This window comes from Streptomyces sp. V4I2, from assembly GCF_030817655.1.
Taxonomy (GTDB): domain Bacteria; phylum Actinomycetota; class Actinomycetes; order Streptomycetales; family Streptomycetaceae; genus Streptomyces; species Streptomyces plumbiresistens.
The window spans coordinates 2,912,745-2,936,893 of record NZ_JAUSZM010000003.1 but is presented as its reverse complement, the minus strand read 5'-3'; the positions used below and the strand labels follow the sequence as shown (position 1 = coordinate 2,936,893).

Here is a 24,149-nt window from a genome sequence, read left to right as displayed (position 1 = left end):
TGTAACCTGCACGAAATTTTGCACTCACGCAGAGGGCCAACGTCGTCCCTCGGCAATCTGCATATGCCACTTGACGACGACGGGAGAGCCGATGCGTACGCCGCGCCAGCCGTCCCAGCACTCCACGAATGGCCAGAAGTGGTCCTTCATGGATGCTCGCCCTGCTGCGCAGGGTATGTACGACCCCCGCAACGAGCACGACGCCTGTGGCGTCGGCTTCGTGGCCACCCTCACCGGCGAGGCGAGCCACGCGCTGGTCGAGCAGGCGCTCACGGTGCTGCGCAACCTGGAGCACCGCGGTGCCACCGGCTCCGAGCCCGACTCGGGCGACGGCGCGGGCATCCTGTCCCAGGTGCCGGACGCCTTCTTCCGTGAGGTGGCCGCGTTCGAGCTGCCCGCGGCCGGTGCGTACGCGGTCGGTACCGCCTTCCTGCCCGAGGACGGGCTGGAGGACGCCGTCTCACGCATTGAGACGATCGCCGCGGAGGAGGGCCTGACGGTCCTCGGCTGGCGCGAGGTGCCGGTCGCCCCCGAACTGCTCGGCGCCACCGCCCGCTCGACGATGCCCGCCTTCCGGCAGATCTTCGTCGCGGACGGTTCCTCGACCGACATCACCCTCGACCGCAAGGCGTTCGTGCTGCGCAAGCGCGCCGAGCGCGAGGTCGACGTCTACTTCCCGTCGCTGTCCGCGCGGACGATCGTCTACAAGGGCATGCTGACCACCGGCCAGCTGGAGCCCTTCTTCCCGGACCTGTCCGACCGCCGCTTCGCGTCGGCCATCGCGCTGGTCCACTCGCGCTTCTCGACCAACACCTTCCCGAGCTGGCCGCTCGCGCACCCCTACCGCTTCGTCGCGCACAACGGTGAGATCAACACCGTCAAGGGCAACCGCAACTGGATGGTCGCCCGCGAGTCCCAGCTGGTCTCCGACCTGTTCGGTGACAAGGGCCTGGACCGGGTCTTCCCGATCTGTACGCCCGACGCCTCCGACTCGGCGTCCTTCGACGAGGTGCTCGAACTCCTGCACCTGGGCGGTCGCTCGCTGCCGCACTCGGTGCTGATGATGATCCCGGAGGCGTGGGAGAACCACGACTCCATGGACCCGGCCCGGCGCGCCTTCTACCAGTTCCACTCCACGATGATGGAGCCCTGGGACGGCCCGGCCTGTGTCACCTTCACCGACGGCAAGCAGGTCGGCGCGGTCCTCGACCGCAACGGACTGCGCCCCGGCCGCTACTGGGTCACCGACGACGGCCTCGTCGTCCTCGGCTCCGAGGTCGGCGTCCTCGACATCGAGCCCTCCAAGGTCGTCCGCAAGGGCCGCCTGCAGCCCGGCCGGATGTTCCTCGTCGACACCGTCGAGCACCGCATCATCGAGGACGACGAGATCAAGGCGCAGCTCGCCACCGAGGCGCCGTACGCCGAGTGGCTGGAAGCCGGCGAGATCGAGCTGTCCGACCTGCCCGAGCGCGAGCACATCGTGCACACGCACGCCTCGGTCACCCGCCGTCAGCAGACCTTCGGCTACACCGAGGAGGAGCTGCGCGTCATCGTGGCGCCGATGGCCAAGGCCGGTGCCGAGCCGATCGGTTCGATGGGCACGGACTCGCCGATCGCGGCGCTGTCCGACCGCCCGCGCCTGCTCTTCGACTACTTCACCCAGCTGTTCGCGCAGGTCACCAACCCGCCGCTGGACGCGATCCGCGAGGAACTCGTCACCTCCCTGCGCTCGTCGCTGGGCCCGGCGGGCAACCTGCTCGAGCCGAGCGCCGCCTCCTGCCGCAGCGTCGTCCTGCCCTTCCCGGTCATCGACAACGACGAGCTGGCCAAGCTCATCCACATCAACGCCGACGGCGACATGCCCGGCATGAAGGCCGCGACCCTGTCCGGCCTGTACCGGGTCTCCGGCGGCGGCGACGCCCTCGCCGCGCGCCTGGAGGAGATCTGCGCCGAGGCCGACGCCGCGATCGAGAACGGCGCCCGGCTGATCGTCCTGTCGGACCGCCACTCGGACGCCGAGCACGCGCCGATCCCGTCGCTGCTGCTCACCGCGGCCGTCCACCACCACCTCATCGGCACCAAGCAGCGCACCCAGGTGGGCCTGCTGGTCGAGGCCGGGGACGTCCGCGAGGTCCACCACGTCGCCCTGCTCATCGGCTTCGGCGCCGCGGCCGTGAACCCGTACCTGGCCATGGAGTCCGTCGAGGACCTGGTCCGCGCGGGCACCTTCCTGTCGGACATCGAGGCCGAGCAGGCCATCCGCAACCTGATCTACGCCCTCGGCAAGGGCGTCCTGAAGGTCATGTCCAAGATGGGCATCTCGACCGTCGCGTCCTACCGCGGCGCCCAGGTCTTCGAAGCGGTCGGCCTGGACGAGCAGTTCGTCGCCAAGTACTTCCGCGGCACGGCCACCAAGATCGGCGGCGTCGGCATCGACGTCATCGCCAAGGAGGTCGCCGCCCGGCACGCCAAGGCGTACCCGGCGAGCGGCATCGCGCCCGCGCACCGCGCCCTCGACATAGGCGGCGAGTACCAGTGGCGCCGTGAGGGCGAGCCGCACCTGTTCGACCCGGAGACGGTCTTCCGCCTCCAGCACTCCACGCGCAGCGGCCGGTACGACACCTTCAAGAAGTACACCGAGCGCGTGAACGAGCAGTCCGAGCGCCTGATGACGCTGCGCGGCCTGTTCGGTCTCAAGAGCGACCGGCAGCCGATCTCCGTCGACGAGGTCGAGCCGGTCAGCGAGATCGTCAAGCGGTTCTCGACGGGCGCCATGTCGTACGGCTCCATCTCGAAGGAAGCCCACGAGACGCTCGCCATCGCCATGAACCAGCTGGGCGGCAAGTCCAACACCGGTGAGGGCGGCGAGGACGCGGACCGCCTGTACGACCCGGCGCGCCGGTCCTCGATCAAGCAGGTCGCCTCCGGCCGCTTCGGTGTGACCTCGGAGTACCTGGTCAACGCCGACGACATCCAGATCAAGATGGCCCAGGGCGCCAAGCCCGGCGAGGGCGGCCAGCTGCCCGGCCACAAGGTCTACCCGTGGGTCGCCAAGACCCGTCACTCGACTCCGGGTGTCGGTCTGATCTCCCCGCCGCCGCACCACGACATCTACTCCATCGAGGACCTGGCCCAGCTGATCCACGACCTGAAGAACGCGAACCCGCAGGCGCGGGTTCACGTGAAGCTGGTCTCCGAGGTCGGCGTCGGCACGGTCGCCGCGGGTGTGTCCAAGGCGCACGCGGACGTGGTGCTCATCTCCGGCCACGACGGCGGTACGGGTGCCTCCCCGCTCACCTCGCTCAAGCACGCGGGCGGTCCCTGGGAGCTCGGTCTCGCCGAGACCCAGCAGACCCTGCTGCTCAACGGCCTGCGCGACCGCATCGTCGTGCAGACCGACGGTCAGCTCAAGACCGGCCGTGACGTCGTCATCGCCGCGCTGCTCGGCGCCGAGGAGTTCGGTTTCGCGACCGCGCCGCTCGTCGTCTCCGGCTGCGTCATGATGCGCGTCTGCCACCTGGACACCTGCCCGGTCGGCATCGCCACCCAGAACCCGGTCCTGCGCGACCGGTTCACCGGCAAGGCCGAGTACATCGTCAACTTCTTCCGGTTCATCGCCGAAGAGGTCCGCGAGATCCTCGCCGAGCTGGGCTTCCGCTCCATCGAGGAGGCCGTCGGCCACGCCGAGACGCTCGACGTCACGCGTGCCGTCGACCACTGGAAGGCGCAGGGCCTGGACCTGACCCCGCTGTTCTACGTGCCGGAGCTGCCCGAGGGCACCCCGCTCCACCAGGTCATCGCGCAGGACCACGGCCTGGAGAAGGCGCTCGACAACGAGCTGATCAAGCTCGCCGGCGACGCCCTGGCCGCGGACTCCGCGACCGACGCCCAGCCGGTGCGCGCCCAGGTCGCGATACGCAACATCAACCGCACGGTCGGCACCATGCTCGGCCACGAGGTGACGAAGAAGTTCGGTGGCGCGGGCCTGCCCGACGACACCATCGACATCACCTTCACGGGCTCCGCCGGCCAGTCCTTCGGCGCCTTCCTGCCGCGCGGTGTCACGCTGCGCCTGGAGGGCGACGCCAACGACTACGTCGGCAAGGGCCTCTCCGGCGGCCGGGTGATCGTCCGTCCCGACCGGGGCGCCGACCACCTCGCCGAGTTCTCCACCATCGCGGGCAACACCATCGCGTACGGCGCGACCGGCGGCGAGCTGTTCCTGCGCGGTCGGACCGGCGAGCGGTTCTGCGTCCGCAACTCCGGCGCGACGGTCGTCTCCGAGGGCGTGGGCGACCACGGCTGCGAGTACATGACCGGCGGTCACGCGGTGGTCCTCGGCGAGACGGGCCGCAACTTCGCGGCCGGCATGTCCGGCGGTGTCGCGTACGTCATCGACCTGAACCGCGACAACGTCAACGTCGGCAACGTGGGCGCCGTCGAGGCGCTGGACGACACCGACAAGAAGTGGCTGCACGACGTGGTGCGCCGCCACGCCGAGGAGACCGCCTCGACGGTCGCCGAGAAGCTGCTCGCCAACTGGGACGTGTCCGTGGAGCGCTTCAGCAAGATCATCCCCAGTACGTACAAGGCAGTGCTCGCCGCCAAGGACGCCGCCGAGCGAGCGGGTCTCACCGAGACCGAGATCACCGAGAAGATGATGGAGGCGGCGATCAATGGCTGACCCGAAGGGCTTTCTGAACCACGGGCGCGAGGTCGCCAAGTCCCGTCCCGTAGACGTACGTCTCAAGGACTGGAACGAGGTCTACGTCCCCGGCTCGCTGCTGCCGATCATCAGCAAGCAGGCCAGCCGGTGCATGGACTGCGGCATCCCGTTCTGCCACAACGGCTGTCCGCTGGGGAACCTGATCCCCGAGTGGAACGACTTCGCCTACCGCGAGGACTGGAGCGCCGCCTCCGAGCGTCTGCACGCGACGAACAACTTCCCGGAGTTCACCGGGCGGCTGTGCCCGGCCCCCTGCGAGTCGGCGTGTGTGCTCGGCATCAACCAGCCGCCGGTCACCATCAAGAACGTCGAGGTCTCGATCATCGACAAGGCGTGGGAGACCGGTGACGTCGCCCCGCAGGCGCCCGAGCGCCTGTCCGGCAAGACGGTCGCGGTCATCGGCTCGGGCCCGGCGGGCCTGGCCGCCGCGCAGCAGCTGACCCGGGCCGGCCACACCGTCGCCGTCTACGAGCGCGCGGACCGCATCGGAGGCCTCCTCCGGTACGGCATCCCCGAGTTCAAGATGGAGAAGCGGCACATCAACCGCCGTATCGAACAGATGCGCGCGGAGGGCACCCGCTTCCGTACGGGCATCGAGATCGGCCGCGACCTCAAGGCGACCGACCTGAAGAAGCGGTACGACGCGATCGTCATCGCCGCCGGTGCCACGACCGCGCGTGACCTTCCGGTCCCGGGCCGCGAGCTCAAGGGCATCTACCAGGCCATGGAGTACCTGCCCCTGGCCAACAAGGTGCAGGAGGGCGACTTCGTGGCGCCCCCCATCACGGCCGAGGGCAAGCACGTGATCGTGATCGGCGGCGGTGACACCGGCGCCGACTGCGTGGGCACGGCTCACCGCCAGGGCGCGGCCTCCGTCACGCAGCTGGAGATCATGCCCCGCCCGAACGACGAGCGGAACCCGGTCTCCCAGCCCTGGCCGACCTTCCCGATGCTCTACAAGGTCACCTCCGCGCACGAGGAGGGCGGCGAGCGGATCTACTCCGTTTCCACCACCCACTTCGAGGGCGACGAGGACGGCAACGTCCAGTGGCTGCACCTCACCGAGGTCGAGTTCATCGAGGGCAGGCTGACCCCGAAGCCGGGCACGGAGCGCAAGATCCCCGCCCAGCTGGTCACCCTCGCCATGGGCTTCACCGGCACCGACCGCGAGAACGGCCTGGTCGACCAGTTCGGCCTGGAGCTCGACGAGCGCGGCAACATCGCCCGCGACGCCGACTTCCAGACCAACGTGCCGGGCGTCTACGTGGCCGGCGACGCCGGCCGCGGCCAGTCGCTCATCGTGTGGGCGATCGCCGAGGGCCGCTCGGCCGCGCGCGGCGTCGACCGCTTCCTGACCGGTGGCAGCGAACTGCACGCCCCGATCCGCCCGACGGACCGCTCGCTGATGGTCTGATCCCGCAGGATCACACAGACGTCCCGTACAAAGGCGTACGGGCGGGATATCTGGGGGGATACCCCCCAGACCCCCCGAGACGGCGCCTGCCCCACAGTCCCCGACCGGACGACCGGGCAGGCGCCGCCGCATGTGTGTGACAGGGTGGGGCCCATGGTCGCGATCAGTCTCAGCAAAGTGGAGGAGACCGCGCCCGCGCTGGTCAGCCTGTACAAGAGCGCCGGGGTGTCCCTCACGAAGCACGGGCTGGACGGGCTGCGGGCCGCGGTCTATCTCGTGGTCGACTACTCCGGGTCCATGAAGCCGTACTACAAGGACGGCAGCGTGCAGGCGCTCGCCGACCGGGTGCTGGGGCTGTCGGCTCATCTCGACGACGACGGCCGGGTGCCGGTGGTGTTCTTCTCCACCGACGTGGACGCCGTCACGGACATCGCGCTGGCCGACCACCAGGGGCGCATCGAGCGGATCGTGGCCGGGCTCGGGCACATGGGCAAGACCGGCTACCACCTGGCGATGGACGCCGTCATCGACCACTACCTCGACAGCGGGTCCACCGCACCCGCCCTCGTCGTCTTCCAGACCGACGGCGGCCCGATCAACAAGCTCGCCGCGGAACGCTACGTGTGCAAGGCGGCCAGACTGCCCCTGTTCTGGCAGTTCGTCGGCTTCGGCGACCCGGACAGCCGCCAGTTCGACTTCCTGCGCAGGCTCGACGAGCTGGCGGTGCCCGACAAACGGGTCGTCGACAACGCCGGGTTCTTCCACGCCGGTGCGGATCCGGGGCAGGTGTCCGACGCCGAGTTGTACGACCGTCTCGTGGGCGAGTTCCCGAAGTGGCTGGTGGCGGCGCGGGCGCAGGGGATCGTACGGCCGTCCTGAGTCACCCGGCTGCTCGCACCGTTGGCTCACCCGTGACCGCCGTGCCACCCTGAGTGGGATGCGACGGGGAGGCGACGACGCATGGACGGCGCACGTTCGGTGAACGAGACGGCGGGGTCCGCCCGCTCCCGCAGGGAGGCCCCCGGCAAGGGCGAGAAACTCGCCGACTGGGCCGACGGGCGGCTCGGGCTCTACGCGCTGGCCAAGGCCAACATGCGCAAGGTCTTCCCGGACCACCCGTCCTTCATGCTGGGCGAGGTCGCTCTCTACAGCTTCGTCGTCCTGATCCTCACCGGCGTCTACCTCACCCTTTTCTTCGAGCCGAGCATGGCCGAGGTCGTGTACCACGGCTCGTACGAACCGCTCAACGGCGTCCTGATGACGAGGGCGTTCGAGTCCACGCTCGACATCAGCTTCGAGGTGCGCGGCGGGCTGCTGATCCGGCAGATCCACCACTGGGCGGCGCTGGTCTTCGTCGGCGCCATGATCGTGCACATGATGCGGGTCTTCTTCACCGGCGCGTTCCGCAAGCCGCGCGAGCTCAACTGGGTCTTCGGCTGGACGCTGCTGATGCTCGGCATCATCACCGGTCTGACCGGCTACTCGCTCCCCGACGACCTGCTGTCCGGCACCGGCATCCGCTTCGCCCAGGGCGCGATCCTGTCCGTCCCGATCGTCGGGACGTATCTGTCCTTCTTCCTTTTCGGCGGGGAGTTCCCGGGCCACGACATCATCGCGAGACTCTTCCCGATCCATGTTCTGCTGTTGCCGGGGATCATGCTGGGCCTGGTGGCCGCCCACCTGATCCTGGTCTTCTACCACAAGCACACGCAGTATCCGGGCCCCGGCCGCGACAACAGGTCGGTGGTCGGCATGCCCTTCCTGCCGGTGTACATGGCGAAGGCGGGCGGCTTCTTCTTCCTGGTCTTCGGCGTGCTGGCGATCCTGGGTGGCATCGCCCAGATCAACCCCGTGTGGGCCTTCGGCCCCTATCGCCCGGACCTCGTCACCACGGGCGCCCAGCCCGACTGGTACCTCGGCTTCTCCGAGGGACTGATCCGGGTGATGCCGGGATGGGAGATCAATCTCTGGGGCCACACGCTGGCGCTGGGTGTCTTCATCCCCTTCGCGCTGTTCCCGCTGGTCATGCTGGCCATCGCCGTGTACCCCTTCATCGAGGCGTGGATCACCGGCGACAAGCGCGAGCACCACCTCCTGGAGCGGCCGCGCAACGCACCCGTGCGCACCGGCCTCGGCGTGGCCTGGCTCAGCCTGTACGTGGTGCTGCTGATCGGCGGGGGCAACGACATCGTGGCCACCCATCTGCACCTGTCCATCAACGACATCACCTGGTTCGTGCGGATCGCGGTCTTCGTGGTGCCGGTCCTCGCGTTCACGGTCACCAAGCGGATCTGTCTCGGCCTCCAGCGCCGCGACCGGAACAAGGTGCTGCACGGCAGGGAGACGGGCACCATCAAGAGGCTGCCGAACGGCGAGTACGTCGAGGTCCACGAACCCCTCTCGCAGGCCCATCTGTTCACTCTCACCCAGCACGAGCAGGAGCCACCGTACGAGATCGGGCCGCTCGTCGACGCGGGCGGTGTCCGCCGTCGGGTGAAGCCGTCCCAGCGGCTGCGGGCCCGGCTGGCGAAGGCCGTGTTCGGACCCGGGAAGCGGATCGAGAAGCCGACGGTCGAGGAGTACCGGGAGCTCACCAGGGGCGATCACCACTGAGCCCCCGGAGGAGGGCGGCCCGGCACTCGTCCGGGCTGCCCCAGGCGGTGCGCAGCGCGCGGGCCTTCGTGAGCCACAGGGACAGGTCGTACTCCGCCGTGTAGCCGATCGCGCCGTGCAGTTGGAGGGCCGTACGAGCGGTTGTGTACGCCGCCTCGCAGGCCATGACCTTGGCCGCGGCGACGTCCCGCTCGGTCATCGTCAGGGCGGCGCCGAGGAGCAGGGGGCGTGCGAACTCCAGCGCGATCTTCGCGTCGGCCAGTCGGTGCTTGACCGCCTGGAACGAACCTATGGGGACGCCGAATTGGACGCGCTGCTTGACGTAGGTGACGGTTCTGTCGAGGAGGGCGAGACCTACGCCGAGGGCCTGGGCGGCGGTGGCCAGGCGGGCCCAGGTGAGGGCGACGGCGGTGGCCGTGGTGACCTGCGGGCCGGTGGCGAGGATTTCCCCTCCGGGCGGGGGAGAAAAGAGCCGACGGGCGGGGTCGAGGGAGGGGCGGTGCGGGCCACCGGGCGCAGGGGTCAGGCGCAGCTCGCTCGGCCCCGACACCGCCAGCCGTACGTCGGCCAGGTCCGCGTCCAGCGCGTACGGCCCCACGGCCAGGGTCGCCGTCGACTCGCCCGAAGCCAGCGCGGGCAGCAGGCGTTTGGCGGGGCCCGTGTCGTCCAGGGCGGTGAGGAGCGCGGCTGTCGTCACCGTCTCCACCAAGGGGCCCGGCACCGCGTGCCGCCCCAACTCCACGAAGGCGACGGCGAGTTCCACAGGACGCGGGCCCAGCCCCTCGTACGCCTCCGGCACCGCCAGCGCGAACACGCCCGCCTCCGCGACACGGCGCCACAGCGCACGGCCGCTCGTGTGCTCGCCGCGGCTCCAGTCCCGTACCACCGCCGGTGTGTCCGCGGCCGTCAGCATGGTGTCAAGGGTGTCGGCGAACGCGCGCTGTTCGGTGTCCAGGAGGAAGCGCATCAGCGGCGTCCCTTCGGCAGGCCCAGCAGGCGCTCGGCGATGATGTCGCGCTGGATCTCGTTGGTGCCGGCGTAGATGGGGCCGGCGAGGGAGAAGACGTAGCCCTCGGCCCAGTCGGTGTCGGCCGGCTCGCCCTCCGGGCCGAGGAGATCGAGGGCCGTCTCGTGCAGGGCGATGTCGTACTCGGACCAGAAGACCTTGTTCAGGCTGGACTCGGGGCCGATCGAAGCGCCGTCGAGGAAGCGGGAGGCGGCGGCGTAGGTGAAGAGCTGGTAGGCGCGGGCGCCGATGAGGGCGTCGGCCACGCGCTCGCTCGTGCTGTGCGGGCGGCCCTGGGCCTGCCAGAGCTCGGACAGCCGGGCGGCGCTCGCGAGGAAGCGGCCGGGGGAGCGGAGGGTCAGCCCGCGTTCGTTGCCCGCTGTCGACATGGCGACCCGCCAGCCCTGTCCGGGCTCGCCGATCACGTCCTCGTCGGGCACGAACACCTCGTCCAGGAAGAGCTCGGCGAAGGCCGGTTTCCCGTCGAGGCGGCCGATCGGGCGGACCGTGACCCCCGGGGCGCGCAGGTCGAACATCAGGTAGGTGAGGCCCTGGTGCGGCTTCGGGGTGTCGGGCTCGCTGCGGAACAGGCCGAACGCGCGGTCCGCGAAGGCCGCGCGCGACGACCAGGTCTTCTGGCCGCTCAGCAGCCAGCCGCCGTCCGTACGGACCGCCCTGGACCGCAGGGACGCCAGGTCCGAACCCGCCTCCGGCTCCGACCAGGCCTGCGCCCAGACCACCTCGCCCGAGGCCATGGGCGGGAGCACGCGCGCGCGTTGCTCCTCCGTGCCGTGGTCGAAGAGGGTCGGGGCGAGGAGGTTGATGCCGTTCTGGCTCACCCGCCCGGGGGCGCCCGCCGCGTAGTACTCCTCCTCGAACAGCAGCCACCGGATCAGGCCCGCGTCCCGGCCGCCGTAGGCCGTCGGCCAGCTCACCACCGACCAGCGGTCCGCGGCGAGTTCCGCCTCCCATGCGCGGTGCGCCGCGAAGCCCTCCTCCGTCTCCAGGGAGGGGAGCGGGACGGCCGGCACGTGTGCGCGCAGCCAGGTCCGGGCCTCGGCGCGGAACGCCTCGTCGGCGGGGGAGTGGGCCAGGTCCACGGTCATCCTCTCTTCCCTCGTTCTTCCCTAACAAGTGTTTGGTAGGTTAGCGTGCTGTCATGAAGAACGTCGAGGCTCCGGCGTACGTTCCCGGGCACGGGCTGCTCGGCGGGCGCACGGCCGTCATCACCGCGGCGGCCGGCGCCGGGATCGGCGGGGCGACCGCGCGCCGCTTCCTGGAGGAGGGCGCGCGCGTGCTGATCAGCGACGCGCACGCGCGGCGGCTGAAGGAACACGAGACCGAGCTGAGCCGGGAATTCCCGGGGGCGGTGGCGGCCCTCCCCTGCGATGTCACCGACGAGGCACAGGTGCGGGCCCTCTTCGACGCCGCCGTCCAGGAACACGGACGGCTGGACGTCGTCGTCAACAACGCGGGACTCGGCGGGACTTCACGACTTGTCGACATGACCGACGAGCAGTGGTCGAAGGTGCTGGACGTGACGTTGAACGGCACGTTCCGGTGCCTGCGGGCAGCCCTTCGCCTGATGAAGGACACCGGCGGAGTGATCGTCAACAACGCCTCCGTGGTCGGCTGGCGTGCCCAGGCCGGGCAGGCGCACTACGCCGCCGCGAAGGCGGGCGTGATGGCGCTGACCCGGTGCGCGGCGATGGAGGCCGCCGAGTTCGGGGTGCGGGTCAACGCCGTGTCGCCGAGCCTCGCCATGCATCCGCACCTGGTGAAGGTGACGTCGGCGGACCTGCTGGAGGAGCTGACCGAGGCAGAGGCCTTCGGGCGGTACGCCGAGCCCTGGGAGGTGGCCAACGTGATCGTCTTCCTGGCGTCGGGCTACTCCTCGTACATGACGGGCGAGGTCGTCTCCGTCAGCAGTCAGCACGCCTAGGACGAGAATGGATCTGTGCCTCCTACGAAGAAGAGCCCCCAGGTGACCGCCACAGAGCCCCCGGCGGCCGCCACCGCTCGCGACCGCCGCCGCGAACTCCTCGACACCGCCGCCGAGGTCTTCGCCGAGCAGGGCTACAACGCCACCACCGTCCGCAAGATCGCGGACCACGCGGGCATGCTCGCGGGCAGCCTCTACTACCACTTCGACTCCAAGGAGTCGATGCTCGAAGAGATCCTGCGGACCTTCCTCGACGAGCTCTGGGACGGCTACGACACCGTCCTCGGCGGTGAACTCGGGCCGCGCGAGACCCTCCAAGCGCTGGTCACCGAGTCGTTCCGGGAGATCGACCGGCACCGCGCCGCCGTCGCGATCTACCAGAAGGAGAGCAAACAGCTCGTCGCGCAGGAGCGGTTCGCGTTCCTCGCCGAGTCACAGCGCAGGTTCGAGAAGACGTGGCTGTCCACGCTGGAACGCGGGGTCGCCGCCGAGGTGTTCCGCGCCGACCTCGACGTCCGCCTCACCTACCGGTTCGTGCGCGACACCGTGTGGGTCGCCGCGTCCTGGTACCGGCCCGGCGGACAGCACAGCCCCGAGGAGATCGCCCGGCAGTACCTGTCGATGGTGCTGGACGGGATCGCCGTACGCGAATAGCCCCCATCTGTGAGGGAGTTGCCATGGCCGAGGCCTACATCGTCGAAGCGGTCCGTACGCCCGTCGGGCGGCGCGGGGGAGGACTGAGCGCGGTCCACCCGGCCGATCTCGGCGCGCACGTGCTGAAGGAGCTGGTCGCGCGGGCCGGGGTCGACCCGGCCGCCGTCGAGGACGTCGTCTTCGGCTGCCTCGACGCCGTGGGGCCGCAGGCCGGGGACATCGCGCGGACCTGCTGGCTGGCGGCGGGACTGCCCGAGGAGGTGCCGGGGGTGACGGTGGACCGGCAGTGCGGCTCCTCGCAGCAGGCCGTGCACTTCGCGGCGCAGGCCGTGCTGTCCGGGACACAGGACCTGGTCGTCGCCGGCGGTGTGCAGAACATGTCGCAGATCCCGATCGCCTTCGCGACCCGGCAGGCCGCCGAGCCCCTCGGGTTCACGGAGGGCCCCTTCGCGGGCAGCGAGGGCTGGCGGGCCCGGTACGGGGACCGGGCGGTGAACCAGTTCGTCGGCGCCGAGATGATCGCCGGCAAGTGGGGCATCAGCAGGCAGGACCAGGAGGAGTTCGCGCTGCGCTCGCACCGGCGGGCGCTGCGGGCCATCGACGAGGGACGCTTCGAGCGGGAGATCGTGGCGTGCGGCCGGACCGCCGTCGACGAGGGCCCGCGCCGGGACACCTCCCTGGAGAAGATGGCCGCGCTGAAGCCGGTCATCGACGGCGGCACCGTCACCGCGGCCTGCTCCTCGCAGGTCTCCGACGGCGCGGCCGCCATGCTGCTCGCCTCGGAGCAGGCGGTGCACGAGCACGGGCTGCGTCCCCGCGCGCGCGTGCACCATCTCTCCGTCCGCGGCGAGGACCCCATCCGCATGCTGACCGCACCCATCCCGGCCACCGCGCACGCCCTGAAGAAGACCGGCCTGTCCCTCGACGACATCGACCTCGTCGAGATCAACGAGGCCTTCGCCCCGGTCGTCCTGGCCTGGCTGAAGGAGACCGGCGCGGACCCCGACAAGGTCAACGTCAACGGCGGCGCGATAGCCCTCGGGCATCCACTGGGCGCGACGGGCGTCAAGCTCATGACGACCCTGCTGCACGAACTGGAGCGCACCGGCGGCCGGTTCGGGCTCCAGACGATGTGCGAGGGCGGCGGGCAGGCGAACGTCACGATCATCGAGCGGCTGTGACGCTCACGGAGACGGGTTCGAGGGAGACGGGTTCAACCGCTCCCGTACCTCCGCCGCCTCCTTCATGATCCGCTCCACCAGCTCCGCGCACGACGGCAGGTCGTCGATCACCCCGGCGACCTGCCCGGAGGCCATGACACCGAGGTCCGTACGGCCGTCCACCATCGCCGACTTCAGCAGCATCGGCGTGTTCGCGGCGAGCAGGACCTGGCTCCAGGTCAGGTCCTTGCCGTGTTTCATGGCGAGCCCGTCCTGGACCATCCGGCGCCAGGTCAGCCCGGACAGCCTGCGGAAGCCGGCCGCTCTTCGCGCGGCTTGGAGCAGGGCCTTCGTACGGCCGGCGTGCTCCAGGGCGTCGACCAGTTCCGTACGGAGCATGCGGTGCGGCAGGCCGTCGACCGCCCGGGTCACCGTCACGTCCTTCACCGTCGCCGCCAGGTACCGCGCCTTCACCGCGTCCGGCACCGTCGAGTCCGAGGTGAGCAGGAACCGCGTGCCCATGGCGACGCCCGCAGCGCCGTACGCCAGCGCCGCGACCAGTCCCCGTCCGTCGTGGAAGCCGCCCGCGGCCACGACCGGTATGCCGACGGCGTCCACCACCTGCGGCAGCAGCACGGTCGTCGCCACCTCGCCGGTGTGCCCGCCGCCCTCCCCGCCCTGCACGATCACCGCGTCCGCGCCCCACGCCGCGACCTTCTCGGCATGCCGCCGGGCGCCCACGGAGGGGATGACCACGACGCCCGCCTCCTTGAGCTCGGCGATCAGTTCGGGGGAGGGGGCCAGGGCGAAGGACGCGACCCGTACGCCCTCGTCGACGATGATCCGTACCCGGTCGCCCGCGTCCCCGGCGTCCGCGCGCAGATTCACTCCGAACGGCTCCTGAGTACGGGACTTGACCTCCCGTACGGCGTCCCGCAGCCGGTCGAGTGTCATCGTCGCGGAGGCCAGGATGCCCAGCGCGCCCGCCTCGGCCGACGCGGAGACCAGGCGCGGGCCGGCCACCCAGCCCATGCCGGTCTGCACGATGGGGTGGCGGACTCCCACGAGCCTGGTCAGCGCGGTCTCCATCAGCCGTCGACCTCGCGCCGCCTCGCGCCTTCCGGATCGATGACCGAGCGGATCAAATCCAGCTCCGCACTGGTCGGTTCGCGGGTGTACGGCACCTCGTCGGGCACGTGCAGGGCGAAGCCCGTGGCTTCCTGGACCTGCTCGACGGTGACGCCCGGGTGGAGGGAGGCGAGGCGCATCGCGTGGTCAGGGGTGGCGAAGTCGAAGACGCCCAGGTCACTGACCACGCGCGGGATGCGGTGGAAGCGGGTGACACTGGGTCCTGCGGCGGCGGCACGGTCGTAGCCCACTCCGCAGACCATGTCGACCTTCTCGACGAAGACCCGCGCGGAGTGCTTCGGCACCCAGTAACTGGTCGGGTTGTTCAGGGTGTTGACCGGGCCGCCGCGCACGCCCAGCAGCTGCCGCTTCGGCCTGGCCCAGTCGCCGATGCACGAGATGTTCTGGTTGCCGAAGCGGTCGATCTGGCTCGCGCCCATCATCACGTGCCGGCGCCCGCCGGTGACCATGGTCAGATGCTGCCGGTACGGCAGCCAGCCCTCCACCGTGCCGTCGAGACCGACGAGCATCGCCTCGCCGTCGGTCAGCAGCAGGTCGGGGGAGAAGGTGCGCTTGGCGAGGCGGGCGCCCAGGGCCGGGATCAGGCCCATGGGGCTCGCGAGCACCTCCCCGTTGTCCCGCCAGGCCTCGGCGCAGGCGATCACGCAGTACTCGGCACGGGTGACGGTCACTGGCCACGCTCCTTCCGCCAGTCCAGTACGGCGCGTTGGTAGTGCTGCTCGTCCCCGCCGAGGAACCGCTCCGCGAACTGCCCGTACGGCGTGGTGGCGTACAGCTTCTGGAAGGCCTCGTCCCGGCCGTAGTCGGGGGCGCACGAGGTGAAGTGGGCGCCGTTCGGCGTCTCGATCACGCCGGTCACGCTCGACCGCTTGAGGAGCAGCGTCTGCGGCGCGGCCTCCTTGGCCGGCTCTGCCGTGCCGACGTTGTCGACGAGCCGTTCGCACGACACGTACGCCGCGTCCGCCGCCTCGCACAGCAGGTCGTCGAAGTAGGGGTCCGGGCCCAGGTACTGGCCGTTGCCCAGGCGGTCCGCGCGGTTCATGTGGACGAGGGCGGCGTCCAGGCGCAGCGCGGGCATCGCGACGAACGTCTCCGCGTCCTCGTACGGCGAAGCGACCGTCCGCAGCCCGGGGTTGATCCGCATCACGTCCGAGCCGAGACCGGCCCGCACCGGCAGGAACGGCAGACGGTTGGCGGCCGCGTGCAGCCCCCACATGAACATCGCCTCGTCGACCTCCGTCAACTCGAAGGCGCCACGCTCGCGTGCCGCCCGGTAGTGCGGTTCCAGCGGGATCGAGTCGAGGGTGACGAAGGCGGTGACGAGCTTGCGGATCCGTCCGGTGGCGGCGAGCAGGCCGACGTCCGGACCGCCGTACGAGACGACGGTGAGATCGGTGATGCTCGTCCGCAGCAGGGCTCGGACCAGCGCCATCGGCTTGCGGCGCGAGCCCCAGCCGCCGATGCCGAGCGTCATCCCGCTCTCCAGGCGGCCGACAGCTTCCTCGGCTGACATGGTCTTGTCGCTCACTGGACGACCTCCTTGCCGAAGCTGTCGCGGACCCGGTCCGCCACCCCGCCGAGGTTGGCCTCGAAGGTGAAGCCCTGTTCGAAGCGGTAGCTGCGGCGCACGTCGACGGGATCGATGCCGTTGATGGCGGACTTGGCCAGCCGGATGAGATGGCCGTCCTTGGCGGCGATCTCGCGGGCCAACTCAAGGGCGGCCTCGCGCAGTTCCGCGCGCGGGACGACCCGCCACACCGAGCCGTGCGCGTGCAGCTCGGCCGCGGTCGCGGTGCGCGAGGTGTAGTAGAGGGCGCGCATCAGGTGCTGCGGGACCAGCCGGGCCAGGTGGGTGGCCGCGCCGAGCGCGCCGCGGTCCAGCTCGGGCAGGCCGAAGGTCGCGTCCTCGCTCGCCACGATCGCGTCCGCGTTCCCCACCAGACCGATCCCGCCGCCCAGACAGAAACCCTGCACGGCGGCGACGACGGGCACCTCGCACTCGTAGACCGCCGCGAAGGCCTCGAAGCAGCCGCGGTTCGCGCCGATCAGCGCCTGCTGCCCCTGGGCCTGGATCTCCTTGATGTCCACGCCGGCGTTGAACCCCCGCCCCTCGGCGGCCAGCACCACGCACCGGACCCCGGCGTCGTGGCCGGCCGTGCGCACGGCGTCGGCCAGCGCGAACCAGCCGTGCACGGGCAGGGCGTTCACCGGCGGGAAGTCGACCGTGACGACGGCTATGCCTTTTTCGGTCCCCTTTTCCGGGGACGAGGTGGAGACACCCATGGCCGCATCAGCTACCTTTCCACCAAACGTTTGTTAGGTGAAGGGTAGCGGCGAATGGAGCTGAACGGGAAGGTCGCGGTCGTCACCGGCGGTACCCGCGGCGTCGGCGCCGGGATCGCGCGGGCCTTCGTCCGGGCGGGTGCCGAGGTCGTGGTCTGCGCCCGCAGGCCGCCGGACGTGCCGGTGCCGAAGACCGAGTTCGCGCCGCTGGACGTACGGGACACCGAAGCCGTGGGGCACTTCTTCGCCGGGCTGCCCCGTCTCGACGTCCTGGTCAACAACGCGGGCGGCGCCCCGTACCGGCCGCTCGCGCAGGCCGGGGCCGAACGGCACGTCCGGGTCGTGGAGTTGAACCTGCTGGCACCGCTGACCGTGTCCCTCGCCGCGTACGACCACCTCAGGCGGGCCCACGGCTCGATCGTGATGATCGGCAGCGTCAGCGGCAGCCGCCCCTCGCCCGGTACCGCGGCGTACGGGGCGGCCAAGGCCGGTCTCGACCACCTGGCCCGCTCGATGGCCGTCGAGTGGGCGCCGGAGGTCCGCGTCAACACCCTCGTCGTCGGCATGGTCCGCACCGAGCTGTCCCACCTCCACTACGGCGGCCCGGACGCCGTCGCCGCCGTCGCCCGCACCGTCCCCCTGGGGCGGCTGGCCGAGCCGTCCGACGTCGGCGCGGCCGCGGTCTTCCTCGCCTCCGACGCCGCCGCCTATGTCACCGGCGCGAGCCTGCTCGTGCACGGCGGCGGTGACCGGCCCGCGTTCCTGGAAGCGGCAACTGCCCACAAGGAGAAGTGACCACAAGGAGAAGTGAGATGAGCGGAATCTGCGAGGGCCGGGTCGTCGTCGTCACCGGCGCCGGCCGCGGGCTCGGCCGCGCCCACGCGCTCGCGTTCGCCGCCGAGGGCGCCCGGCTCGTCGTCAACGACCTCGGTGTCGGCCTCGACGGCACGCCGGGCGCCGACAGCCCGGCCCGCCGGGTCGCCGACGAGATCCGCGCCGCGGGCGGCGAGGCCGTGCCCCACGGCGGCGACATCGCCACGACCGAGGGCGCCGCCTCGCTCGTACACACCGCGCTGGAGACGTACGGCCGTCTCGACACCCTCATCAACAACGCCGGGTTCCTGCGCGACCGCATGCTCGTCAACCTCGACGAGGACGACTGGGACGCGGTCGTACGCGTCCACCTGAAGGGGCACTTCCTGCCGCTCAAGCACGCGGCGGCGTACTGGCGGGCGGAGGCGAAGGCGGGGCGGACGCCGGTGGCGCGGGTCGTCAACACCAGCAGCGGGGCAGGGTTGCTGGGGTCGGTCGGGCAGGGGAACTACAGCGCCGCGAAGGCCGGGATCGTCGCCTTGACGCTGGTCGCGGCGGCCGAGATGGGGCGGTACGGGGTCCAGGTCAACGCGATCGCCCCGGCCGCCCGGACCCGGATGACCGAGGAGACCTTCGCGCGGACGATGGCGGCGCCCGCGGGGGGCTTCGACGCCATGGCCCCCGAGAACGTGTCGCCGCTGGTGGTGTGGCTGGGCTCGGCCGCGAGCGCGGGCGTCACCGGGCGGGTCTTCGAGGCCGAGGGCGGGCGGATCACCGTCATGGAGGGATGGCGGCCGGGGCCGAGCGCCGACAAGGGCACGCGGTGGACACCGGCGGAGGCGGGGGACGTCACGCTGAAACTGCTGGCGGAGGGGGAGGCTCCGGGGGCGGTGTACGGGGCGGGGTAGTCGAAGCCGTATTCACCCGTATTCAGCCTTCTTTAGTCGTCATTGGCCGTCCCCCGCCGGATCCCCAGGCGCCACCAGCCCCGACTCATACGCGAGGACCACGGCCTGGACGCGGTCGCGGAGGTCCAGTTTCGACAGGATGCGGCCGATGTGGGTCTTGACGGTGGTGGGGCTGAGGAACAGCCGGTCGGCGAGCTCGGCGTTGCTCAGGCCCGTCGCGAGCAGCCGCAGTACCTCCAGTTCGCGCGGGGTGAGGCCGGACAGGTCGCGGTGCAGGGCGGCCGGACGCGCCTCCTCGCGGTGGGCGAAGCGCTCGATGAGGCGCCGGGTGATGGCGGGCGCGAGCAGGGCGTCACCGGACTGCACGAGCCGTACGGCGGCCACCAGATGCTCGGGGGTGACGTCCTTGAGCAGGAATCCGCTGGCCCCGGCGGTGAGCGCGGCATAGACGTAGTGGTCGAGGTCGTAGGTGGTGAGGATGATGACGCGGAGGGCGGCCGGGTCGCTGTCGGCGAGGATCCGCCGGGTGGCCTCGATGCCGTCCATCCGCGGCATCCGGATGTCCATGAGGACCACGTCGGGCCGGGTGCGCCGGACCGCGTCGACCGCCTCCGCCCCGTCGGCCGCCTCGGCCGTGACCTCGATGCCGTCCGCGGCCAGGATCATCCCGAAGCCGGTCCGTACGAGAGCCTGGTCGTCGGCGATGACCGCGCGCAGCGTGGGTGGCTGGTTCATGTGGTTCGCCATGGGATTCGGGCGGTGATGCGGTAGCCGCCGGTGAGGGTCGGACCGGTCGTCAGCTCGCCGCCGTAGACGGCGAGGCGCTCGCGCAGTCCGATCAGCCCGCGGCCGTTGCCGTCGGCGGGGGCGGAGTCGCGGACGGCGCCGGTGTCGGTGACCTCGATCTCCAGCCAGTTCTCGGCGTAGCCGATCGTCACGCAGGCGTCGGCGCCGGGTGCGTGCTTGATCGTGTTGGTCAGCGCCTCCTGCACCACGCGGTACGCCGCCAGGTCCACCCCGGTCGGCAGCGGCTGGGGCGGCAGCGACACCGCCACACCGACCGGCGTCCCGGCGGACCGCACCCTCTCGATCAGCGCGTCGAGCTGTCCGAGGCCGGGCTGCGGCTCCAGGCCGTCGGCCGGACTGTCGGCGCGGCCGGGGTCCGTGGCCGCCGCCAACAGGCCCATCACATGGCGCAGTTCGGCCATCGCGGCCCTGCCTCCGGCCTCCACCGCCAGCAGCGCCGCCTTCGACCGCTCGGGGGCCGCGTCCATCACCTTGCGGGCCGCCCCCGCCTGGATGACCATCACGCTCACATTGTGGGTCACGACATCGTGCAACTCGGCCGCGATCCGCGCCCGTTCCTCCTCGACGGCCCGGCGCATGCTCTCCTCCTGCTCCTGCTGCAACTGTGCGAACCGGTCCCGGCCGGCCGCGAGCCGCCGCCGCCAGTAGCGGACGGTCCCGGCCAGCACCCCGGCGGCCAGCAGGACGACCACGGGACTCGACCACCCCGGCAGCACGGGATCCGTCCGCCGGAACGCCAGGCCGGCCGGCACGGCGGCGACGACCAGGCAGGCCGGCGCCAGCGTCCGGTACGGGCTGTACTTCACCGCGCTGTAGGCACCGATGACGCAGGTCAGCACAGTGATCCAGGTGGCCCGGTCCCCGATGCCCAGGGCCCCGACCAGCACCACCCCGAACGCGGCCAGCGGATACCGGCGCCGGGCCGCGAGCGGCAGCGCCGACAGCAGCACGAGCGGCCAGGGCGGCCCGGAGATCCGGTCCGGCACGATCCGCGCACCCGGCGTCGGGGGGTAGGGCGGGACAGGCACCCCGTACTCGTCCCTCGGCACGACGAACACCGGCCCGTCGCTGGGATACCGCGCCGCCACCACCAGCGCGACCAGGGTCAGGACGACCGCCAGCACCACGTCCGCGCGCACCGCCCGCCGGGACAGCGGGGGCCCCTTCGCCTCCGGCCGCATCGCCTCCCGCAGTTGCCGGCGCCATCCGGGCCGCTCCTCCGTCTCCATCGGCTCATTGTGTGGCCGATGCGCCCGGGCTGCGTCCGCCTTGACGACCAGGACGGCCAGGACGACCAAGAGACCGTCCCGCAGGCGTACTTCGCAGGGATGACCCCGCGGCCGGGTCCTCCGCGGGGAGGGCGGCATGTCGGTGCCCCGGCCGACGCGCCCGAGGAGCGCCCGCCCCTACGTTCGCCGGGACCGGACACCTTCGCCGGGACACCTCCGCAGCGACCCGGCATTCGCCGGTATCCGACCGCGCACGAGCGACCGTAAGGACGGACGACTCCCATGACCTCCCCGACCTCCCCGACCACCACGACCCACGTGATCGAACTGGCGGGCGTGGCCAAGCGCTACGACAGCGCCGGCGCGCCCGCCCTCGGACCGCTCGACCTCGCCGTCGCCCAGGGGGAGGCCCTTGCCGTGACGGGCCCCTCCGGCAGCGGCAAGTCCACGCTGCTGAACCTCGTCGCCGGCCTGGACCGGCCGACCGAGGGCACGGTGACCGTCGACGGGCGGCGCATCGACCGGCTGAGCGAGCACGCGCTGGCCCGCTTCCGCCGCGAACGGATCGGCATGGTCTTCCAGTTCTTCAACCTGCTCGACGACCTCACCGTCGCCGACAACATCCAGCTCCCCGCCCAGCTGACCGGCACCGCGCGACGCCAGGCCGCGGCCCGCGCCGGCGAGCTCATGGAGCTGCTCGCCATCCAGAAGCACGCCCGCGCCTACCCCGGCCGGCTCTCCGGCGGCGAACGCCAGCGGGTCGCGGTCGCCCGCGCCCTGGTCAACCGGCCCGCACTGCTGCTGGCCGACGAGCCGACCGGAGCCCTCGACACCGCGTCGGGCCAGGACGTACGGGACCTGCTGGTCGATCTGCACCGCGGCGGCCAGACCATCGTGCTGGTCACCCACGACCTGGCACTGGCAGAGGCGTGCGCGAGCCGCTCGATCCATCTGGTGGACGGTCATCTCGCCCTCGACACCACGGTGGAGGCCGTCCGATGAGCGGCTTCGGCACCGGCGCGCTCGGCCGCGTCGTCCGCTCCGGGGTGGGCCGGCGGCGGGTGCAGACCGTGGTGATCGCGGTGGCCGTGATGATGGCCGTGGCCTCGGCCGTGGTCGCCGGTTCGCTGATGGTCGCCGCGGACGCGCCCTTCGACAAGGCCTTCGCCCGGCAGAACGGGGCGCACCTCACCGCGGAGTACGACCCGGCGAAGGCGAGCACGGCACAGCTCGAGGCGACCGGACGCGTGGACGGCGTCACCGCGACCGCGGGACCGTACCCCGTCACGTCGATCCGCCCGGTGGACGGGGGCGGCGGCCACCTGCGGCCCGTCACCCTGGCCGGGCGGTCCGCCGCGCACGCCGACGTGGACGACCTGGAGCTGTCCTTGGGCCGGTGGGCGGAGAAGCCCGGCGAGATCGTGCTCACCACGCAGGTCGCGGGCCCCGCCTTCCAGCTCGGCTCGACACTGAGGTCCTCGGACGCGGCCGACGCCCCCACCCTGACGGTCGTCGGCATCGCCGTCTCGGCCGGCAGGTCCGCCGACGCCTGGGCAACCCCCGCCCAGGTCACGGCCCTCGCCTCGAAGGACACCCCGGTCACCAGCCAGATGCTCTACCGCCTCGACTCCGCGGACACGGGCGGCCAGATCGCCGCCGCCCGCAAGAAGCTCACCGCCGCCGTACCGCAAGGGGCGCTTCTGGGCACCCAGTCCTACCTGGACACCAAGCGCGCAGCCGACACGAGCGCGGCGGTCACCATCCCGTTCCTCATCGCGTTCGGCGTGCTCGGCATCGCGATGTCGCTGATCATCGTCGGCAGTGTGGTCAGCGGCGCGGTCGGCACCAGCCTGCGCAGGATCGGCATCCTCAAGGCCATCGGCTTCACCCCGCGGGAGGTCGTGCGCGCCTACGTCGCCCAGGCACTCATCCCGGCGGGCGCGGGCATCGCCCTGGGCGTCGTCCTCGGAAACCTGCTGGCCGTACCGCTGCTGAACGACACCGAGCAGGTGTACGGCACCGCCTCGCTGACGGTGGCCTGGTGGGTGGACGTCGTCGTGGTGGTCGCCGCGCTGCTCGTCGTGGGGATCGCGGCGCTGGTCCCCGCACTGCGGGCCGGACGGCTGCGCACCGTCGAGGCCATCGCGGTGGGCCGTGCGCCCCGTACCGGACGCGGCCAGTGGGCGCACCGGGCGGCGGGCCGGCTGCCGCTGCCCCGCGCGGTGACCTACGGCCTCGCCGCGCCCTTCGCCCACCCCGTCCGCACGGCCGCGATGCTGCTCGCGGTGGCCTTCGGCACGGTCGCGGCGACCTTCGCGCTGGGCCTGACCTCGTCCCTGACCGCGGTCGCCGAGGCGGGGGATCCCGAGAGCCGCGCGGCGGTCACCGTCTTCACCGGCGCCGACGGACCGACCGTCACACGCGGGCCCGCCCCCGCGGCGGGCACGGCCGAGCCCCCGGCCGCCCCCGAGCCGGGCACGGCCGAACCCCCGGCCGCCGCCGACCCGGCACGCGTGCGTGCCGCCGTCGAGGCGCAGCCCGGCACGGCCTCCTACTACGGCAAGACCCAGGCGGACGTCACCGTGGGCGGGGTCTCCGGCACCGCCCGGGCAAGCCTCTACGAGGGCGACTCCCGCTCCGGCGCCTACGAGATGATCTCCGGCCACTGGATCACCGGCCGGGGGCAGGTCGTCGTGCCCTCGCGCTTCCTGGAGAAGACCGGCACCGAGCTCGGCGACACCGTACGGGTGACCCATCAGGGGCGCACGCAGACCCTGCGCATCGTCGGCGAGGCCTTCGACACCTCGGACGACGAACTGGAGATCCACGCGGACCTCGCCGACTTCCCGGCGGCCGCGCCCGGCGTGTTCCTCGTCGAGGTGAAGCCGGGCGTCTCCGCCACCGAGTACGCCCGGGAACTCGCCGCCGAGATCCAGCCCCTTGGCGGCGACGCACACGCCAACTCCCCCTCGGAGCAGGACGGCCTGCTCCTCATCGTGCAGGCGATGGCCGCGCTGCTCACCCTCATGCTGGTCTCCGTGGCCGGACTCGGCGTGCTCAACTCCGTCGTCCTCGACACCCGCGAGCGCGTCCACGACCTGGGCGTGTGCAAGGCACTCGGCATGTCGCCCCGCCAGACCGTGGGCCTCGTCCTCGCCTCGGTGGCCGGGATCGGCGTACTCGGGGGACTGGTCGGCGTCCCGGCCGGATTCGCGCTGCACGCCTATGTGCTGCCCGTGATGGGGGACGCGGCGGGCACCGACCTGCCGCCGTCGGTCCTCGACGTGTACGACACTCCGCGGTTGGTGCTCCTGGGGCTGGCCGGCCTCACCATCGCCCTGCTGGGCGCGCTGCTTCCGGCCGGGTGGGCGGCGAGGGCCCGGACGGCGACGGCGCTGCGCACGGAGTAGGAACTCCGTCGGCCAGGAGTCGCACTCCAGCACCG

Annotated in this window: 19 protein-coding genes; 11 read left to right on the top strand and 8 right to left on the bottom strand. The window is 71.6% G+C overall.

What is annotated here, in order from left to right:
* Positions 1 to 91: 91 nt before the first annotated feature.
* From gltB to QFZ76_RS14360, 4 genes are all read left to right on the top strand, one after another.
* A complete protein-coding gene (gene gltB / locus QFZ76_RS14375) occupies positions 92 to 4,684 on the top strand; it encodes a glutamate synthase large subunit (RefSeq protein WP_307674097.1) in 4,593 nt (1,530 codons plus the stop codon).
* Positions 4,677 to 6,140, top strand: a complete 1,464-nt coding sequence (locus QFZ76_RS14370; protein ID WP_307674096.1) for a glutamate synthase subunit beta — start codon at positions 4,677 to 4,679, stop codon at positions 6,138 to 6,140. Before gltB ends, QFZ76_RS14370 begins: the two co-directional genes overlap by 8 nt.
* Before the next feature lie 153 nt (positions 6,141 to 6,293).
* Positions 6,294 to 7,019, top strand: a complete 726-nt coding sequence (locus QFZ76_RS14365; RefSeq protein WP_307674095.1) for a VWA domain-containing protein — start codon at positions 6,294 to 6,296, stop codon at positions 7,017 to 7,019.
* 81 nt (positions 7,020 to 7,100) lie between these two features.
* Entirely contained in the window at positions 7,101 to 8,753 is a 1,653-nt protein-coding gene (locus QFZ76_RS14360; protein ID WP_307674094.1) for a cytochrome bc complex cytochrome b subunit, read from the top strand.
* Here QFZ76_RS14360 and QFZ76_RS14355 read toward each other — a convergent pair.
* Together QFZ76_RS14355 and QFZ76_RS14350 are read right to left on the bottom strand one after the other, a co-directional pair.
* Positions 8,731 to 9,720 carry an acyl-CoA dehydrogenase family protein gene (locus tag QFZ76_RS14355; protein WP_307674093.1) on the bottom strand — a complete coding sequence of 330 codons (990 nt, stop codon included), beginning with the start codon at positions 9,718 to 9,720 and terminating at the stop codon, positions 8,731 to 8,733. The genes QFZ76_RS14360 and QFZ76_RS14355 overlap by 23 nt on opposite strands.
* Positions 9,720 to 10,859 carry an acyl-CoA dehydrogenase family protein gene (locus QFZ76_RS14350; RefSeq protein ID WP_307680012.1) on the bottom strand — a complete coding sequence of 380 codons (1,140 nt, stop codon included), beginning with the start codon at positions 10,857 to 10,859 and terminating at the stop codon, positions 9,720 to 9,722. The genes QFZ76_RS14355 and QFZ76_RS14350 overlap by 1 nt, the downstream gene beginning before the upstream one ends.
* A gap of 59 nt (positions 10,860 to 10,918) precedes the next feature.
* Between QFZ76_RS14350 and QFZ76_RS14345 the strand changes: the two genes are divergently transcribed.
* The 3 genes from QFZ76_RS14345 to QFZ76_RS14335 are packed head-to-tail and all read left to right on the top strand — an operon-like array spanning position 10,919 to position 13,536.
* Positions 10,919 to 11,701, top strand: a complete 783-nt coding sequence (locus QFZ76_RS14345) for an SDR family oxidoreductase (protein WP_307674092.1) — start codon at positions 10,919 to 10,921, stop codon at positions 11,699 to 11,701.
* A 15-nt stretch (positions 11,702 to 11,716) separates the two neighbouring features.
* On the top strand, positions 11,717 to 12,355 hold the full coding sequence (locus QFZ76_RS14340) for a TetR/AcrR family transcriptional regulator (protein ID WP_373464297.1): 639 nt from the start codon (positions 11,717 to 11,719) through the stop codon (positions 12,353 to 12,355).
* A 23-nt stretch (positions 12,356 to 12,378) separates the two neighbouring features.
* Positions 12,379 to 13,536, top strand: a complete 1,158-nt coding sequence (locus tag QFZ76_RS14335) for an acetyl-CoA C-acetyltransferase (RefSeq protein ID WP_307674090.1) — start codon at positions 12,379 to 12,381, stop codon at positions 13,534 to 13,536.
* Between the two features lie 3 nt (positions 13,537 to 13,539).
* Here the strand turns inward: QFZ76_RS14335 and QFZ76_RS14330 are convergent, their stop codons facing one another.
* The 4 genes from QFZ76_RS14330 to QFZ76_RS14315 are packed head-to-tail and all read right to left on the bottom strand — an operon-like array spanning position 13,540 to position 16,947.
* Positions 13,540 to 14,604, bottom strand: coding sequence for a nitronate monooxygenase family protein (locus QFZ76_RS14330; RefSeq protein WP_307674089.1), 1,065 nt, complete (start codon positions 14,602 to 14,604; stop codon positions 13,540 to 13,542).
* Positions 14,604 to 15,335, bottom strand: a complete 732-nt coding sequence (locus tag QFZ76_RS14325) for a CoA-transferase subunit beta (RefSeq protein ID WP_307674088.1) — start codon at positions 15,333 to 15,335, stop codon at positions 14,604 to 14,606. Before QFZ76_RS14325 ends, QFZ76_RS14330 begins: the two co-directional genes overlap by 1 nt.
* Positions 15,332 to 16,192, bottom strand: coding sequence for a CoA transferase subunit A (locus QFZ76_RS14320; protein ID WP_307674087.1), 861 nt, complete (start codon positions 16,190 to 16,192; stop codon positions 15,332 to 15,334). The genes QFZ76_RS14325 and QFZ76_RS14320 overlap by 4 nt, the downstream gene beginning before the upstream one ends.
* Positions 16,189 to 16,947 carry an enoyl-CoA hydratase family protein gene (locus tag QFZ76_RS14315; protein ID WP_307674086.1) on the bottom strand — a complete coding sequence of 253 codons (759 nt, stop codon included), beginning with the start codon at positions 16,945 to 16,947 and terminating at the stop codon, positions 16,189 to 16,191. The genes QFZ76_RS14320 and QFZ76_RS14315 overlap by 4 nt, the downstream gene beginning before the upstream one ends.
* Before the next feature lie 54 nt (positions 16,948 to 17,001).
* Between QFZ76_RS14315 and QFZ76_RS14310 the strand changes: the two genes are divergently transcribed.
* A complete protein-coding gene (locus QFZ76_RS14310) occupies positions 17,002 to 17,742 on the top strand; it encodes an SDR family oxidoreductase (RefSeq protein ID WP_307674085.1) in 741 nt (246 codons plus the stop codon).
* 17 nt (positions 17,743 to 17,759) lie between these two features.
* On the top strand, positions 17,760 to 18,668 hold the full coding sequence (locus tag QFZ76_RS14305) for an SDR family oxidoreductase (protein WP_307674084.1): 909 nt from the start codon (positions 17,760 to 17,762) through the stop codon (positions 18,666 to 18,668).
* Positions 18,669 to 18,707: 39 nt separating this feature from the next.
* Here the strand turns inward: QFZ76_RS14305 and QFZ76_RS14300 are convergent, their stop codons facing one another.
* Positions 18,708 to 19,403: a response regulator gene (locus QFZ76_RS14300; protein WP_373464296.1), complete on the bottom strand. Its 696-nt coding sequence runs from the start codon at positions 19,401 to 19,403 to the stop codon at positions 18,708 to 18,710.
* The gene (locus QFZ76_RS14295; protein WP_307674082.1) at positions 19,400 to 20,704 is read right to left on the bottom strand and encodes a sensor histidine kinase; all 1,305 of its coding nucleotides are present in this window, start codon (positions 20,702 to 20,704) and stop codon (positions 19,400 to 19,402) included. The genes QFZ76_RS14300 and QFZ76_RS14295 overlap by 4 nt, the downstream gene beginning before the upstream one ends.
* A gap of 282 nt (positions 20,705 to 20,986) precedes the next feature.
* Here QFZ76_RS14295 and QFZ76_RS14290 point away from each other — a divergent pair, with 282 nt between their 5' ends.
* Positions 20,987 to 21,706: an ABC transporter ATP-binding protein gene (locus QFZ76_RS14290; RefSeq protein ID WP_307674081.1), complete on the top strand. Its 720-nt coding sequence runs from the start codon at positions 20,987 to 20,989 to the stop codon at positions 21,704 to 21,706.
* Entirely contained in the window at positions 21,703 to 24,114 is a 2,412-nt protein-coding gene (locus QFZ76_RS14285; RefSeq protein WP_307674080.1) for an ABC transporter permease, read from the top strand. The genes QFZ76_RS14290 and QFZ76_RS14285 overlap by 4 nt, the downstream gene beginning before the upstream one ends.
* Positions 24,115 to 24,149 lie beyond the last annotated feature (35 nt).

What these genes read in the sequence shown, in the direction of transcription:
- gltB (WP_307674097.1), top strand. Translation starts at nt 92, where the DNA reads ATGCGTACGCCGCGCCAGCCGTCCCAGCACTCCACGAATGGCCAGAAG.
- QFZ76_RS14370 (WP_307674096.1), top strand. Translation starts at nt 4,677, where the DNA reads ATGGCTGACCCGAAGGGCTTTCTGAACCACGGGCGCGAGGTCGCCAAG.
- QFZ76_RS14365 (WP_307674095.1), top strand. Translation starts at nt 6,294, where the DNA reads ATGGTCGCGATCAGTCTCAGCAAAGTGGAGGAGACCGCGCCCGCGCTG.
- QFZ76_RS14360 (WP_307674094.1), top strand. Translation starts at nt 7,101, where the DNA reads ATGGACGGCGCACGTTCGGTGAACGAGACGGCGGGGTCCGCCCGCTCC.
- QFZ76_RS14355 (WP_307674093.1), bottom strand. Translation starts at nt 9,720, where the DNA reads ATGCGCTTCCTCCTGGACACCGAACAGCGCGCGTTCGCCGACACCCTT.
- QFZ76_RS14345 (WP_307674092.1), top strand. Translation starts at nt 10,919, where the DNA reads ATGAAGAACGTCGAGGCTCCGGCGTACGTTCCCGGGCACGGGCTGCTC.
- QFZ76_RS14335 (WP_307674090.1), top strand. Translation starts at nt 12,379, where the DNA reads ATGGCCGAGGCCTACATCGTCGAAGCGGTCCGTACGCCCGTCGGGCGG.
- QFZ76_RS14330 (WP_307674089.1), bottom strand. Translation starts at nt 14,604, where the DNA reads ATGGAGACCGCGCTGACCAGGCTCGTGGGAGTCCGCCACCCCATCGTG.
- QFZ76_RS14315 (WP_307674086.1), bottom strand. Translation starts at nt 16,947, where the DNA reads ATGGGTGTCTCCACCTCGTCCCCGGAAAAGGGGACCGAAAAAGGCATA.
- QFZ76_RS14310 (WP_307674085.1), top strand. Translation starts at nt 17,002, where the DNA reads ATGGAGCTGAACGGGAAGGTCGCGGTCGTCACCGGCGGTACCCGCGGC.
- QFZ76_RS14305 (WP_307674084.1), top strand. Translation starts at nt 17,760, where the DNA reads ATGAGCGGAATCTGCGAGGGCCGGGTCGTCGTCGTCACCGGCGCCGGC.
- QFZ76_RS14300 (WP_373464296.1), bottom strand. Translation starts at nt 19,403, where the DNA reads ATGAACCAGCCACCCACGCTGCGCGCGGTCATCGCCGACGACCAGGCT.
- QFZ76_RS14295 (WP_307674082.1), bottom strand. Translation starts at nt 20,704, where the DNA reads ATGGAGACGGAGGAGCGGCCCGGATGGCGCCGGCAACTGCGGGAGGCG.
- QFZ76_RS14290 (WP_307674081.1), top strand. Translation starts at nt 20,987, where the DNA reads ATGACCTCCCCGACCTCCCCGACCACCACGACCCACGTGATCGAACTG.
- QFZ76_RS14285 (WP_307674080.1), top strand. Translation starts at nt 21,703, where the DNA reads ATGAGCGGCTTCGGCACCGGCGCGCTCGGCCGCGTCGTCCGCTCCGGG.